This window comes from Embleya sp. NPDC127516, from assembly GCF_044765325.1.
GTDB lineage: Bacteria > Actinomycetota > Actinomycetes > Streptomycetales > Streptomycetaceae > Embleya.
Genome location: NZ_JBIWJT010000003.1, coordinates 271,844 through 285,576 on the forward strand (window position 1 = coordinate 271,844; position 13,733 = coordinate 285,576).

Annotated in this window: 12 protein-coding genes; 9 read left to right on the forward strand and 3 right to left on the reverse strand. The window is 71.8% G+C overall.

Annotated elements, in window-relative coordinates:
- The first annotated feature begins 180 nt into the window (after positions 1-180).
- The 6 genes from ACIRL2_RS06485 (at position 181) to ACIRL2_RS06510 (ending at position 6,618) form a co-directional block, all read left to right on the forward strand.
- Positions 181-1,365: a PucR family transcriptional regulator gene (locus ACIRL2_RS06485; protein ID WP_402230543.1), complete on the forward strand. Its 1,185-nt coding sequence runs from the start codon at positions 181-183 to the stop codon at positions 1,363-1,365.
- Between the two features lie 216 nt (positions 1,366-1,581).
- The gene (locus ACIRL2_RS06490; RefSeq protein ID WP_402230546.1) at positions 1,582-2,394 is read left to right on the forward strand and encodes an ABC transporter ATP-binding protein; all 813 of its coding nucleotides are present in this window, start codon (positions 1,582-1,584) and stop codon (positions 2,392-2,394) included.
- Positions 2,391-3,260, forward strand: a complete 870-nt coding sequence (locus ACIRL2_RS06495; protein ID WP_395866158.1) for an ABC transporter ATP-binding protein — start codon at positions 2,391-2,393, stop codon at positions 3,258-3,260. The genes ACIRL2_RS06490 and ACIRL2_RS06495 overlap by 4 nt, the downstream gene beginning before the upstream one ends.
- Positions 3,257-4,147, forward strand: coding sequence for a branched-chain amino acid ABC transporter permease (locus ACIRL2_RS06500; protein WP_395866156.1), 891 nt, complete (start codon positions 3,257-3,259; stop codon positions 4,145-4,147). The genes ACIRL2_RS06495 and ACIRL2_RS06500 overlap by 4 nt, the downstream gene beginning before the upstream one ends.
- 37 nt (positions 4,148-4,184) lie before the next feature.
- On the forward strand, positions 4,185-5,351 hold the full coding sequence (locus ACIRL2_RS06505) for a branched-chain amino acid ABC transporter permease (RefSeq protein ID WP_395866510.1): 1,167 nt from the start codon (positions 4,185-4,187) through the stop codon (positions 5,349-5,351).
- A gap of 4 nt (positions 5,352-5,355) precedes the next feature.
- Complete coding sequence (locus ACIRL2_RS06510) at positions 5,356-6,618, forward strand: ABC transporter substrate-binding protein (RefSeq protein WP_395866154.1); 1,263 nt, start codon at positions 5,356-5,358, stop codon at positions 6,616-6,618.
- Positions 6,619-6,672: 54 nt separating this feature from the next.
- Here the strand turns inward: ACIRL2_RS06510 and ACIRL2_RS06515 are convergent, their stop codons facing one another.
- Positions 6,673-7,248, reverse strand: coding sequence for a hypothetical protein (locus ACIRL2_RS06515; protein ID WP_395866152.1), 576 nt, complete (start codon positions 7,246-7,248; stop codon positions 6,673-6,675).
- A gap of 140 nt (positions 7,249-7,388) precedes the next feature.
- Between ACIRL2_RS06515 and ACIRL2_RS06520 the strand changes: the two genes are divergently transcribed.
- The 3 genes from ACIRL2_RS06520 to ACIRL2_RS06530 all read left to right on the forward strand — a co-directional run bounded on the left by ACIRL2_RS06520 (position 7,389) and on the right by ACIRL2_RS06530 (position 10,259).
- Complete coding sequence (locus tag ACIRL2_RS06520; RefSeq protein ID WP_395866150.1) at positions 7,389-7,847, forward strand: MarR family winged helix-turn-helix transcriptional regulator; 459 nt, start codon at positions 7,389-7,391, stop codon at positions 7,845-7,847.
- A gap of 67 nt (positions 7,848-7,914) precedes the next feature.
- Entirely contained in the window at positions 7,915-9,207 is a 1,293-nt protein-coding gene (locus ACIRL2_RS06525) for an acyl-CoA dehydrogenase family protein (RefSeq protein ID WP_395866148.1), read from the forward strand.
- Positions 9,204-10,259: a phosphotransferase family protein gene (locus tag ACIRL2_RS06530; RefSeq protein WP_402230550.1), complete on the forward strand. Its 1,056-nt coding sequence runs from the start codon at positions 9,204-9,206 to the stop codon at positions 10,257-10,259. The genes ACIRL2_RS06525 and ACIRL2_RS06530 overlap by 4 nt, the downstream gene beginning before the upstream one ends.
- Before the next feature lie 301 nt (positions 10,260-10,560).
- Here the strand turns inward: ACIRL2_RS06530 and ACIRL2_RS06535 are convergent, their stop codons facing one another.
- Together ACIRL2_RS06535 and ACIRL2_RS06540 are read right to left on the reverse strand one after the other, a co-directional pair.
- A complete protein-coding gene (locus ACIRL2_RS06535) occupies positions 10,561-11,820 on the reverse strand; it encodes an ABC transporter substrate-binding protein (protein WP_402230553.1) in 1,260 nt (419 codons plus the stop codon).
- Positions 11,817-13,187 (reverse strand): hypothetical protein, encoded by a 1,371-nt coding sequence (locus ACIRL2_RS06540; RefSeq protein ID WP_402230555.1) that lies wholly within the window; start codon positions 13,185-13,187, stop codon positions 11,817-11,819. The genes ACIRL2_RS06535 and ACIRL2_RS06540 overlap by 4 nt, the downstream gene beginning before the upstream one ends.
- Between the last annotated feature and the right edge of the window lie 546 nt (positions 13,188-13,733).

Sequence of the window (13,733 nt, forward strand, 5' to 3'; positions counted from 1 at the left end):
CGACGTGCGGAGCGCGGAGAGCGGCGGAGCCGCGGGTTTGGGCTTTGTGGCCCGGAGCGAAGCGGAGGGACGCGAAGCCCCGAGCGAGGGGCCGCTTTTTTGCGGAGGAGCGAAGCGGGGGAGCAGAAAAGCGGCCCCTCGCGAGCCGGCGACGAAGTCGCCCAAAAGGGGGAGACCGAGTTGTCTGACAGATCTGCTCATACCGCATTGTTGCGTCGGGCCGCTCGGGTGTTGCCGCAGCGGTTGCCGGAGTTGACGGATCGGCTCGTGGCGGAGCTGCAGGTGCTCGAACCCGCCTATCTGGACCGCGGGGTGCCGCCGGACGAGCTTTGGCAGAGTGCGCACGAGGCGTTGCGGGTCGGGGTGGGCGCGCTCGCCGTGTGGCCGCGCGAGTTGGAGGGCAGCCAATGGGCGTCCGGGCGGCTCGCGCGTCGGCGGGCCGAGCAGGGGGTGCCGCTGGACGCGCTGTTGCACGCCTATCGGCTCGGTGGCGTGCTGTTGTGGCAGAGCCTGGTCGAGGTCGCCGCGGAGCAGGAGCCGGACGAGGTGCGGCTGTTGGTGCATGTGGCCACGGATGTGTGGAACTTCGTCGATCGGCACGCGAGCGCGATCGCCGACGCGTATCGGCGGGTCGAGACCGAACTGACGAATCGTCATGACGAGCGTGTGCACGCCCTGTTGGACACCCTCCTGGACGGCCGGGCGCCGGCGGCCGATCTCGCCGCCGCTGCCGCCGTGCTCGATCTGCCGGAGCGCGGCCGGTACGCCGTGGTCGCGCTGCGCCATCCGCTGCCCGGAACCGGGGTGCACGACACGCCTCGGCGGGTGGCGCCGAGCGGGATTCGCGTGGTCTGGCGGGCCCGCGCGGAGGGGGAGTTCGCGGTCGTCCTGCTCGGCACGGCGGGGTTGGACGAGATTGCGGAAACGTTCGGCCCGGCGGCCGGGTCCCGCGCCGGCATCAGCCCGATCGTCGACGGGCTCGCCGCGTTGGGCCGGGCTCGACGGCTCGCCGAGATCGCGTTGCGTACCTGTACCGCCGACGGTGAGTGCGCCCGGTTGGACGAGCGGTTGCCCGCCGCGCTGGTCGCCTCGCAGCCCGACCTGGCGCACGACCTCGCGGCACGCGTGCTCGGGCCGATTCTCGCGCTGGACGCGGTCGACCGCGATCTGCTGCTCGGCACACTCGGCGCCTGGCTCGACTCCGGCGGCTCCGCGGTCCGCGCGGGCCGCAGGCTGTTCTGCCATCGCAACACCGTGCTCAATCGGCTGCGCCGGCTGGAACAGCTCACGGGCCGTGAACTCGGCCTGCCGCGCGACCTGGTGGAACTGGCCCTGGCCCTGGACGCGCACCGCCTGAGCACCTGAGCCCCCGGCCCGACCCAGGCCCCCGCGAAGGTGGGCCGAGCGGCGCACCCACCCGTGGCACCGACCCCGTACCCACGCACCGGGCCCCGTTCTGTGCCGCTGCACAAGAGCGTTGCCGTCGGGTTGGTCGGTTGCCCCGTTGTGCGGCCGGGATCTGGACTCCCATCGTGGCCCGTGCTGTGATCGCGGTCACTCCAACAGCGGGGGAGGGGTGCGATGGAATCGGGAGCGCTCCTCGTCGAGGGGCTCGAGGTCGTCTACGGGCGGTCGGTGCGGGCCCTGCGCGGCGTATCGCTCGATGTGCCGGTGAGCGGCGTGGTGGCGGTACTCGGGGCGAACGGGGCCGGCAAGAGCACATTGCTCCGGGCCGTCTCCGGGACGTTGGCCCTGCATCGGGGCGCGGTCGCCGCGGGCACCATCCGCTACGCCGGCGAACGGCTCGCGGGTCGTGATCCGGCCCTGATCGTGCGCGCCGGCGTGGTGCAGGTACCGGAGGGGCGAAGGGTGTTCGCCAACCTCTCGGTGGACGAGAACCTCCAGGCCGGGGCGCTGAGCACCCGCGGCTCGGCACTGATCCGGAGCAACCGCGAGCGGGTCTTCGACCTGTTCCCGGTGCTCGCCGAGCGGCGCGAGCAGCGGGCCGGACTGTTGTCCGGTGGCGAGCAGCAGATGTTGGCGATCGGGCGGGCGTTGATGGCCTCGCCGCGCTTGTTGCTGCTGGACGAGCCCTCGCTGGGTCTCGCGCCGCGGATGGTGGGTCGGATCGCGGGCGTGATTCGGGAGATCGCCGCGCAGGGCGTGGCGGTACTGCTCGTCGAGCAGAACGTCACGGTGGCCCTGGATCTCGCCGAGAAGGCCTATGTGCTCGACGTCGGCGAGGTCCGGCTGGCCGGCTCGTCCGCCGACCTCGCGCGTACCGACGAGGTGCGCCGGCTGTACCTCGGCGAGGAGGAGACGGCCGCCCCGGACGCCGCTTCCGCGCCCGCCCGTCCGACCCCGCGCAAGCCGCTTCGGAGGTGGGTGGGATGACCGCCGCCACGACCGTGACCGCCGACGGGCGCGAATTCGACGTGCCCGAGTTGACCGTACGCGCGGTCACCGTGCGCTTCGCCGGCCTGGTCGCGCTGGACGCGGTCGGCTTCACCGTCACGCCGGGCACGATCCACGCGGTGATCGGCCCGAACGGTGCGGGCAAGTCGACCTGTTTCAACGTGCTTTCGGGGGTGTATCGGGCCGACCGCGGCACCGTGCACCTGGGCGGGCACGAGTTGACCAGGCTGCCGCCGCATCGGATCGCCGCGCTGGGCCTGGCCCGTACCTTCCAGAACATCGTGCTCACCCAGGGCACGGTCGCGGACAACCTGCTGCTCGGCCGGCACGTGTTGACCGACTCCGGGTTCGCGGCCACCGCGCTGCGGCTGCCCAGGGCCGTCCGCGAGCAGCGGCGGCATCGCGAACGGGCTCGCGAGATAGCCGAGTTCATGCACCTCGGCGCGGTCTTCGACGCGCCGGTGGGGCTGTTGCCGTACGGCATGCGCAAACGGGTCGAGATGGCCCGCGCGTTGTGCATGGAGCCCAAGGTGCTGCTGCTGGACGAGCCGGTCGCGGGGATGAACGCCGAGGAGCGGGCCGAGACCGCCGACGCGATCGCCTCGATCCGTGAGTCGCTCGGCATCTCGATCGTGCTGGTGGAGCACGACATGGGCCTGGTGATGCGGATCGCCGACGAGGTGACCGTGCTGGACTTCGGCCGCCGGATCGCGAGCGGCGCGCCGGCCGACGTCCAGCGCGACCCGGCGGTGATCCGCGCCTACCTGGGGACCGGCGAGGAGGCCGACGACGAGGTCGTCGGCGGTGTCGCCGCGGATCCCACCGACCGGGAGGTCCCGACATGACCAAGCTCGCCGAGATCATCCTCAACGGCTTCGCCCTCGGGTCCGTGTACGCCCTGATCGCACTCGGTTTCGTGGTCGTCTTCAAGGCGTCCGGGGTGATCAACTTCGCCCACGCGTCGCTGCTGCTGCTCGGCGGGTTCACCGTCGCGAAGCTGCACGAGGACCTCGGGTTCGCCCTCGCGCTGCTGGTCGCGGTGCTGGTGACGGCCGCGGTGGCCGGACTGGTCGAGGTGCTGTTCATCCGCGGCCTGGGGCGTACCGAGGTGCACACCCTGACCATCCTCACCATCGGCGTGGACATCCTGCTGACCACCGAACTCACCCGCCGGATCGGTTCCGACGTGCTGGGCACGGGTGATCCGTGGAAGGCCGGCGTGCGCGACTGGGGCGGCGTGCATGTCGCCGACGCCCGACTGGCGTGCATCGTGGTGGCGGTGGTGCTGATCGGCGCGTTCTTCGCCGCGTTCCGGTTCACCGCGTGGGGCCTGTCGATGCGCGCGGCCGCCGAGGACCGCGAGGCCGCCGCGCTGATGGGCATCCGGCTGGGCCGGGTGCAACTCATCGCGTGGTGCGTCGCGGGCGCCCTGGCCGCGGTCGCGGCGGTGTTCCTGGCCGCGTTCCCCTCGGCCGGCCTGGATCGCTCCACCGGCCAGATCGCGCTCGCCGCGTTCCCGGCGGCGATCCTGGGCGGGATGGACTCGGCGGCCGGCGCTTTGGTGGGCAGCCTCGTGGTGGGCCTGACCGCCGCGCTGATGGCCGGCTACCAGAGCGACATGACCTGGCTCGGCGCCAATCTCGGCGACGTCGCCCCGTACGTCGTGATGCTGCTCGTGTTGATCTGGCGGCCGACCGGCCTGCTCGGCTCGAAGGAGCGTGCCCGTGTCTGACCGCCTGTCCCCGACGGTGCCCAGGCCCGCGGAGTCGGTGCCGACCCGGCACACCTCGACAGCCGCCTCGGGACTGCGCCGGCTGGCCCGCCCCGGTGTCCTGGCTGCGGTGGTGCTGGTCCTGCTGGTGCTGCCGTTCTACGTGACCGCGTTCTGGTTGCAGACCGGCCTGTTCGCGATGGCCGCCGCGATCGGCGCGATCGGCCTGAACCTGCTGTCCGGCACCACCGGCCAACTCTCGCTCGGGCACGCGTTCTTCCTTGCCTGCGGCGCGTACGGCTACGTGTGGTTCGCGGGCGACTCGGGCAAGGTCGGCATCCAACAGCTCAGCGGGGTGGGGCTGCCGCCGCTGGTCGCACTCGTGCTCGCGGTCCTGCTGACGGGCATCGTGGGCGGCCTGTTCAGCCCGATCTCCGGCCGACTGCGCGGGATGTACCTCGGCGTGGCCACGCTGGCCCTGGTGTTCATCGGACACCACGTCATGCTCAACGCGAAGTCGGTGACCGGCGGGTTCAACGGACGCTCGGTCACCCCGATGGAGTTCGGCGGCTTCACGCTCACCGACGGCGACCCGGACGGCCTGGAGGTGCTCGGCATCCCGTTCGGACAGCTCGAGCGGCTCTGGTACTTCGCGTTGGTGCTGGTCCTGGTCGCCGCGTGGACCGCGCACAATCTGCTGCGCGGACGTCCGGGCCGGGCGCTGGGCGCGGTGCGCGACAGCGAGATCGCCGCCTCCGTCATGGGAGTTCCGGTGGCCCGCTACCGCTCGGCGGCGTTCGTGGTGTCGTCGATGTACGCGGGTCTGGCCGGCGCGCTGATCGCGATGATCTTCAACCGCGTGGTGCCGGACTACTTCGGGCTCGCGCTGTCCATCGACTATCTCGCGATGATCGTGATCGGCGGTCTCGGCTCGGTCAGCGGCGCCGTGGTGGGCGCGGTGTTCGTGACCATGCTGCCGCAGGTGCTGAGCAAGTACGCCGACACGCTGCCGCTGGTGGTGGCGCCGGGCAGCCCGGACTCCGGGGTGGGACCCGGGGAGGCCGCGCGCTACCTGTACGGCGCGGCGATCGTGCTCGTCCTGCTGTTCGCGCCCGGCGGCCTGGTGGGCCTGCTGCGCGGCCGGCCCGGCGGCGGTCCCGCGGGCCGCCGCACCGCACGACTCGGACGTACCAAGGGCTCCATCCGTACCGGCTCGAAGGGGTAACACAGTGAGGCTCCGGAATGGCGTGCGCGTGGGGGCGGCGCTCGCGGCGCTCGTGCTGGCCGCGACGGCGTGCAGCACCAAGGGTGACGACGACAAGAAGGACAAGCAGTCCGGTGGTGTCAAGACCGGACCCGGGATCACCGACACCACCATCACGCTCGGCGCGCTGACCGACCTGTCCGGTCCGTACGCGCCGCTGGGCAAGAGCATCGTCAACGCGCAGCAGTTGTACGTGGACGAGATCAACGCGCAGGGCGGGATCTGCGGTCGCAAACTGGCCGTGACGGTGCGCGACCACAGCTACGACGTACAGAAGGCGGTGGCCGCCTACACCGAGATCAAGGGCGGCGTCGCGGGCTTCCCGCAGGTGATCGGCTCGGCCGTGGTCACCGCGTTGCAGGACAGTCTGAAACAGGATCAGATCCTCACCTTCCCGCAGGCGTGGGCCGCGACGCTGCTGAATCGGCGCGAGATCCAGATCGTCGGGACAACGTACGACGTCGACATGATCAACGCGATGGACTTCCTGGGCCAGGCCGCCCAGCTCAAGTCCGGGGACAAGGTCGGGCACGTCTACTTCGAGGGCGAGTACGGCGAGAACGCGTTGGCGGGCGCGAAGTTCGCGGCCGGCAAGACCGGGGTGCAGATCGTCGAGCAGAAGATCAAGGCGACCGACACCGATCTCACCGCGCAGATCGCCGCGTTGCGCGGCGCCGGGGTGAAGGCGATCCTGATCAGCGCCGGGCCGACCCAGACCGCGACCCTGGTCGGCTTCGGCGCGGTGGCCGGTTTGCGGGTGCCGGTGCTCACCAGCGCGCCGGGCTTCCACCCCCAGGTGATGGCCAGCGCCGCGGCGGGCGCGCTGGAGCAACTCCTGTACGTGGTCAGCGCGGCGCCGGCGATCGGGGCCGACACACCGGCGGTGAAGAAGCTGGCCGCGGACTACAAGGCCAAGTACCCGGACGGGACGCTCGATCAGGGCGTGATCTCCGGATACAACGCGATGAAGATCTTCGGTGAGGACCTCAAGGCGGCGTGTGCCGACAAGGACCTCTCGCACGCCGGGATCATCGCCGCGCACCGCAAGCAGAAGCAGATGGACACCGGGCTCGGGGTGGCGCAGGACTTCTCCGACCCGGCCAAGCCGGCGAGCTACAAGTCGTACATCCTCAAGCCGAGCAAGGCCGCGCCGGGCAACCTGGTGGTGGCCAAGGAAGCGTTCGAGGTGCCGGCCGTGCACGAGTACAAGCTGCCCGCGGCGGGATAGCGGCGCGGTTCGGCGGTGGTGGGGCTCGGGGGCACGCGCCTCGAGCCCCTCCTGCTAGGCCGGGCGGTACGCGCTGCCGGGTCGGAAGGTGAGGGTGATCCGGGCGCCCGGTCGAGCGGTGGCGTCGGCGGTCAGCGCGGCGCCGGTGAGGGTGTGCAGGCGGGCGATGCCGGTGCCGGCGTGGGCGGCGACGCTCGGGCGGGCCCGGGCCGCCGCGAGGGGGCCGTCGGGGCCGGTCATCCGGCTGGGCGGGCCGCCGGCGTGGCGCAGTTCGACCACGCCGGGGCCCAGGATCAGGTATTGCAGGTCGTGCCCGAGCACCCGACAGGCGACCACCGAGGCGGCCGGGGTGGCGTCGTGCGCGAGGTCGCAGCGGGCCCCGTGCAGTGCGGCGGTCTCGGCGATGGTGTCGGCCAGACAGTCCGCGATGCCCCGGTCCGGGCGGTCGGTCAACCGGGCCAGCAGATGTACGCCCAGCCGGCGCAGGAACCAGTCCATGCCGTGCCCGCACCCGCCCACCGGCTCGGTCAGCGCGGCGGCCACGACCACGGCGGCCTCGGGCGAGGTGAGCGCGAACGCGCGCGCCCCGGAATCGTTTCGCGGGTCGTCGACGACCACCTCGGCATGCACGATGATCAGTCTTGGGGACGAAGGCCCGGTCCGGACAGGGGTGCGGCGTCGATTGGCTCGAACGTGTGGCCCGCGGCCCGGTTCGACCGGCTTCTCGGGCGCGTGTTCGTCACCGGCGGCGCGGCCGTACGCTGGCGCCCATGACCGACGTGGAGAGCCGACGCAGGATCAACGAGGCGATCAGCTCGATCCGCAGACTGATGAGCAGCCGCCGACTGGACGCGTTGCACGTGGAGCGCTCCGGCGTGCCGTTGAGCCTGGTCGCGATCGGTGTGCTGCATCGCATCATCGACTTCGGGCCGATCCGGCCGACCGAGTTGGCCGAGCGCGCCGACATCCAACCGGCCGCGCTGAGCCGGCAGATCCGGATCCTGGAGGAGGGCGCCTACACGGTCCGGGTCACCGACCCCGACGACGGTCGGGTCGCGCTGCTGGAGGCCACCGAGCGCGGGCGGGAGGCGTACCGGATGTTCGTCGCCGCCAACGACACGATGCTGGCCCGGCAGCTGGCCGGCTGGACGGCCGAGGAACTCAACGATCTGGCCGATCGCATGCAGCGGTTGGTCGCGGACCTGCGCGGGCCGCTCGACGAGGAGTGAGGACACCGCGCCCACCTCGCCCGAGAAGATGATTGACCCTGTTAATTAACCGGGTTAACGTCCGACCATGGCATGGGACTTCAGCACCGACCCCGACGTCGCGGCCGAGCTCGACTGGATCCGCCGGCTGGTGGTCGAGGAGATCGAACCGCTCGACCTGGTCCGGGCCCGGATGAGCGCGGAGAACTGGCGGGCGGTCACCGACCCGCTCAAGCAGGCGGTCAAGGACCGCGGCCTGTGGGCCGCGCACCTGGACCCGGCGCTCGGCGGCGGCGGTTTCGGCCAGGTCCGGCTGGCCCTGATGCACGAGATCCTCGGTCGTACGCCGTCCGCCCCGGCGATCTTCGGCAACCAGGCGCCGGACTCGGGCAACGGTGAACTGCTCGCGGTGGGCGCGACCGACGCGCAGAAGGAGCGCTGGTTGTGGCCGCTCCTGGCGGGCCGGCTGACCAGTTCGTTCTCGCTGACCGAGCCGCACACGGCCGGGTCCGATCCGACCGGGATCCGCACCCGGGCGGTGCGGGACGGGGACGAGTGGGTGCTGGACGGGCACAAGTGGTTCGCCTCCAACGCGCGCCGCGCGGACTTCGTGCTGGTCTTCGCGGTCACCGACCCCGAGGCCGAACCGCACCGCCGGGCGTCGATGTTCGTGGTCGAACGGGACACGCCCGGGATGCGGATCGTGCGCGACGTGCACACCATGCACCACCCCTACGACGGGGCCGAGACCGCACACCTGGGCGGTCACGCGGAGATTCGGTTCGAGGGCTGCCGGGTGCCGCACGCGCACCTGATCGGTGCTCCCGGCGACGCGTTCACGCTGGCGCAGAAGCGGCTCAACGCCGGCCGCATCCACCACACGATGCGCTGGATCGGTCAGTGCCGCCGAGCCTTCGACATGCTCTGCGAGCGGGCCCTGTCGCGCCGTTCGCACGGTCGACTGCTGGCCGAGCATCAACTCGTGCAGCAGATGGTGACCGAGTCCACGATCGGGATCGAGGCATTGCGGCTGATGACCCTCAAGGCCGCGTGGACGTGGGACCACCAGGGCCCCAAGGCGGCCCGGCAGGCGGTCTCCGAGGTCAAGTACTGGGGCGCGAAGGTGCTGCACGACGTGCTGGACCGGGCGATCCAGGTGCACGGCGCGCTGGGCTACTCGACCGACCTGCCGTTGGAGGAGATGTACCGCGTCGCGCGCAACTTCCGGTTGTCCGACGGCGCGGACGAGGTGCACGTCGCGCAGGTCGCCAAGCTCGCACTGCGCGGCCACACCGCGGTGGAGGGCTGGCCGAGCGAGCACATCCCGACCCGCCGCGCCGCCGCGGAGGAGCGCTACGCGACCTGGCTGGACCTGCCGTGACGGCGGTGGGCGCCGGGGTGCCCGGGACGCCGGACGTGCGGGCGCTGACCGCGTGGTCGGTGGCGTGCGGTGTGCTCGCCCCCGGGGTCGAGGTGCGGATCGAGCCGCTGGCGGGCGGGTCGTCCAATCCGACCTACCGGGTCCGGGGCGGCGACGCGGACCTGGTGCTGCGTACGCCGCCCGTGCGGGGCGGGTTGCCCACCGCGCACGACATGGACCGCGAGTACCGGTTCCAGAGCGCGCTGGCGGGCAGCGCGGTGCCGGTCGCGCCGATGGTGGCGTCGTGTGCGGACCCGTCGGTGATCGGGGTGCCGTTCTACCTGATGGGCCGGCTGGACGGGGTCGTGCACGCGCGGGCGGAGACCGTGCGCGATCTGCCCCCGGACATCGCCGCGGCGGCGGGCCGCGCGCTGGCGCGCACCCTGGCCGCGCTGCACGCGGTGGATCCGCTCGCGGTGGGACTGGCCCCGTACGCGCGGCCCGAGCCGTATCCGGTACGCCAGTTGCGGCGCTGGCGGCGGCAGTGGGCGGCCTCCGGCGCGGATCCGGTGCCGGTGGTCGACCGGGTACTGAGCGTGCTGTCCGAGCGGTTGCCCGATGCGGGCGGGGAGCGGATCGTGCACGGCGACTACAACCTGGCGAACGTGATGTACGAACGGGACCGCCCGGATCGGGTGCTGGCGGTGCTCGACTGGGAAATGGCCGCGCTCGGGCCGCCGGCGGCGGATCTCGGTCAACTGCGCGCGTACTGGGGTCCGGCCGGCCGGTTGTTGTTCGCCGAACGCGGGGGGCATCTGCCGGACGCCAATCCCGGGTTGCCCTCGGCCGGCGAACTGGTCGCCGAGTACGCCGAGACCGCCCGACGATTCGCCGGAATCGAGCTGAACAGCCGTCATATCCCGTTCTGGGAAGCCTTCGCGGTGATCAAGCTGGCGATCGTCTGCGCGGGTGCGCTGCGTCGCGGGACGAATCCGTCCGGTGTGCGTCGGGCGCGGATCGTGTCCCTGGTAACCGGTTTGGCAGACATTGCCCAGGACACGCTGAAGGAGTGAGGTTCCGCCTGGAACGAACCCCGAAAATCGGGACAAATACCTCAATGGTTGTGCGGGGAAAGGTAAAATTATCAAGAACTTCACCCCGGATACGCATGAGTAGCCGGTTGAGGGGCCAAGATTGCAGGTGTTCGCCAGGGAGCGTGGCGAACACCTTGAGACGAGGCGGGCCCGGCCGGGGCGGGCCCGCGTCGTCCCTTCCCGGCAGTGCCGGGGCGTGTACACACCGCCTCGAGCCGACCACCCCACCACCGATCGACGGCCCGGCCGACACCCGCGCCGGGACGGCCGGTTCCGCCGGTCAGTACGCGGTGGCCCGCACCCGATCGAGGTCGTCCAGAATCCGGCCGAGGTCCGCGGGCGTGGACACGTAGGCCAACACGGCCCGTTGGAACGCGCTGCGCATCGTGGTCGGCATCAGGTCGGACGCGTCGAAGCGGATCGAGGGCGCGCCGGCCAGCGTGGTGCCCAGTCGTCTGGTCACGTCGTCGCGGTAGGCGTTCGGCGACACCTTGGCGTCCGGGGACAGCGCGGTGCCGGACTGGACCCAGAGCTCCTGTGCTTGCGTGCCGGTGAGGTAGTTCAGCAATTCCCGCGCGGCCGGGGTCGCGTGGAACATCGCCGCGACGTCGCCCGCCACCTCGCGCGGGGAGGGCGTGTCGAAGCCGGGGAAGGCGAACACCTCGTAGTCTCGCGGGGCCCCCGGCGGCGTCCGCGCCGCGTAGCCGCCGGACACGAACGAGGCCTGGTGGTCGAACACACAACCACCGCGCGCGTCGAGCAGTTCGGCCGACTTGTCGAAGCCGGTCAACAGGGCGTTGATCGGCCCGCCCAGAACGCTGCCCGGAGTGTTCAGCAACTCGCCCCAACTCTGCCAGGCGGCCCGGATCTCCGGTGCCTGCCAGGAGAGTTGGCCGCGCGCCCAGGCGTCGTAGATGTCCGGGCCCGAGCGGGCCAACACGAGATCCTCGATCCAGTCGGTGCCGGCCCAACCCGAGGTGGTGCTGGAGGCCAGCCCCATGCACCACGGGGTCATCCCGGCGGCGCGCAACTTCGCCGTGGTGGCCTGGAGTTGTGCCCACGAGGTGGGCACCGGCTCGCCCGCACGGGAGAGTTTGCCGGGATTGAACCAGATCGTGCTCTTGAGTGCGGCCTTGAGTACGACCGCCAACTGCCGACCGTTGACCCGGCCCGGGGCCAACCACTCGGGCGCGTAGCCCGGCCGGATCCCGTCCAGCGGCGTCAGCTTGTTCATCTTGTCGTATTGCAGGAGATCGCCCGGCGAACTGAGCACCGCGATCTCCGGCGGATCGCCCTCGTCGACCCGACCGGCCAGCACCGCCGCGACATCGCGGGTGCCCTTGTAGCGCACGTCGATGCCGGTTTTCCGCTCGAAAGGCGCCACCACGTCCTCGAACGCCTGTTGTTCCGTGCCCTCCCAGGTGCCCAGCACGTGCACCACTCGGGGCTGATCGTCGGCCGCGCACGCCACCGGTGCCAGCACGGCGCCGAGCAGCAGCAGGGCGCCGAACACCGACCTGGACCCGCCGGTTCGGGTCACCGCAGCCTCCCGTACTCGAAACGACGGACCGACAGGCCCGCGAGGGTCAGGACGAGCACGGCCGCGCACACCACCGGGCCGCCCAGGGCGAGCCCGCCGTCGTCGGCGGCCTCCGCCAACGCCTCATCGGCCGCCGCACGGCCGATGATCAGCGCGTCGGTCAACGCCGTGTCGGCGTCGTCGGCCGCGCCGGACACCCGGTCCGACGCCCGGCCCGTCAGCAATGTGGTCCCGGGCCCGCCGTCCCGGGTGCCACCGGGCGGTGCCTGTGCCCGGGCCCGCTCCGCGGCATCGCGCAGCGCGGTGAGCGCGGTCAGCGCCCGAGCGCCCGCCCCGCGCAGCGTCGGCGAGCGGTCCTCGGCCAGGGCGGTGGCGATCAGACCGCCGAACCTGGGATCCGCGCCGGCCTTGAGGCCGTCGATCTCGGCCGCCGACGGCAGCGGGTCGGCCAGATCCCGAAACGTCAGGCCCGCCTTCACGTCGGTCGCGCGCGGAACGCCGCCGGAGGCGATCTCCAGCGCCGCGGTGCCGACCACCTCGTGCACGGCGGTACGGGCCTGCCACAGCGCGGACTGCTCGGTGACCCCGCGTCCGGCACCCTCGGCGAGCCGGTCGTGCGTGGTCTGCGCGTGCAGCACGGTCCAGGCGATCAGGGCGGCCAACGCCGCCGCGCCGAGCAGCAGCAGCGGGCTGGTCCGGCGCCGGAAGCGGCGCCGCACATAGGCGTGTGCGACCAGGACCAGCAGCAGCGCCACGAACGCGGTCGCGCCGAACGGGACCGCCACGTACGCGCCCACCCACCAGGTCGAGCGGGCCGCGCGGATGTCCGCCAGGTCCGCCTGGCGCTGCTCGTACAGACTGGTCACGATCGAGCGCCGCAGGTCGGACGCGTAGAACACGTTGGCCAGGGACAGCGGCCCGTCGCCGCCGGTCTGGGCCAGGCCGACCATGATCGTGTACTCGACCATGAGCGCGTTGACGCCGGTCAGCCGCGACCGCGCGGTCGTATCGCTCCGGTGCAAATCCGTGGCCAGGGTGAGGAATTGGTTCGCCCGCTTGACCGCGTCCTGGTAGTCCTGTCCCGGCCCGGTCAACGAGAACGCGCCCGACACCAGGCTTGTCGCGGTCGCCCGGTCGGCCTCGGTCAGCGCGGACGCGGCCTGGTCCAGGGCCAGTGCGCCCGGGATGCGCCGGTCCTTGAGGTCCGCGGTGGTCGCCTCGGAGCGGTTCGCGATCAGCACGGACAGCGTGAACACGGGGACCAAGGCGAGGACCACGAGCAGCGCCAGCGCCACGAGGCGACCCGGCGTGGTCGAGGGCAGACGTGGTTTCGGGCGGTGCTTTCGGTGCGGCGCGGTGCTGGACATGGAACGGGCGCCCCCTCGTTCCGCTCGGCGATCCGGACAGGCTAGACGTGTGATCGGCCGGTTACCACACGGTGTTCTCCCTTGTGGGGATAGGCATCGTCGTGCTACGTACGGTCCGGTTTCGATCGATATGCCGCACTCGTGTCCTGGGTTACCTTGAGTCGCTCCACCCGTTGCCTCCGGTGCGGAGGTTGGGGTTTCACAGGCAGCGAGGGAGCCTGCTCCGACCCCGCGTCCCCCGACGTGGCCGCCCGCGGTCGCTTGCGGCGGCTGCGGAGACGGATTGGGCTTCCGCGCGTGGCCGGTTGGCTCCGGTGACGCGTCGGGCTTTCCCCGGGTCGCCGAAGCCGGCTGCGGCTTGGCGCGTCAGCGCCCACGACGGGGGCGAGACCTCGTGATCGACGCGCGAAGCGCGGAGAGCGGCGGAGCCGCAAGCATTGACTTCGTGCCCCGGAGCGAAGCGCAGGGACACGAAGTCACGAGCGAGGCGCCACTTTTTCGCGGAGGAGCGAAGCGGGGGAGCGAAAAAGCGGCGCCTCGCGAGCC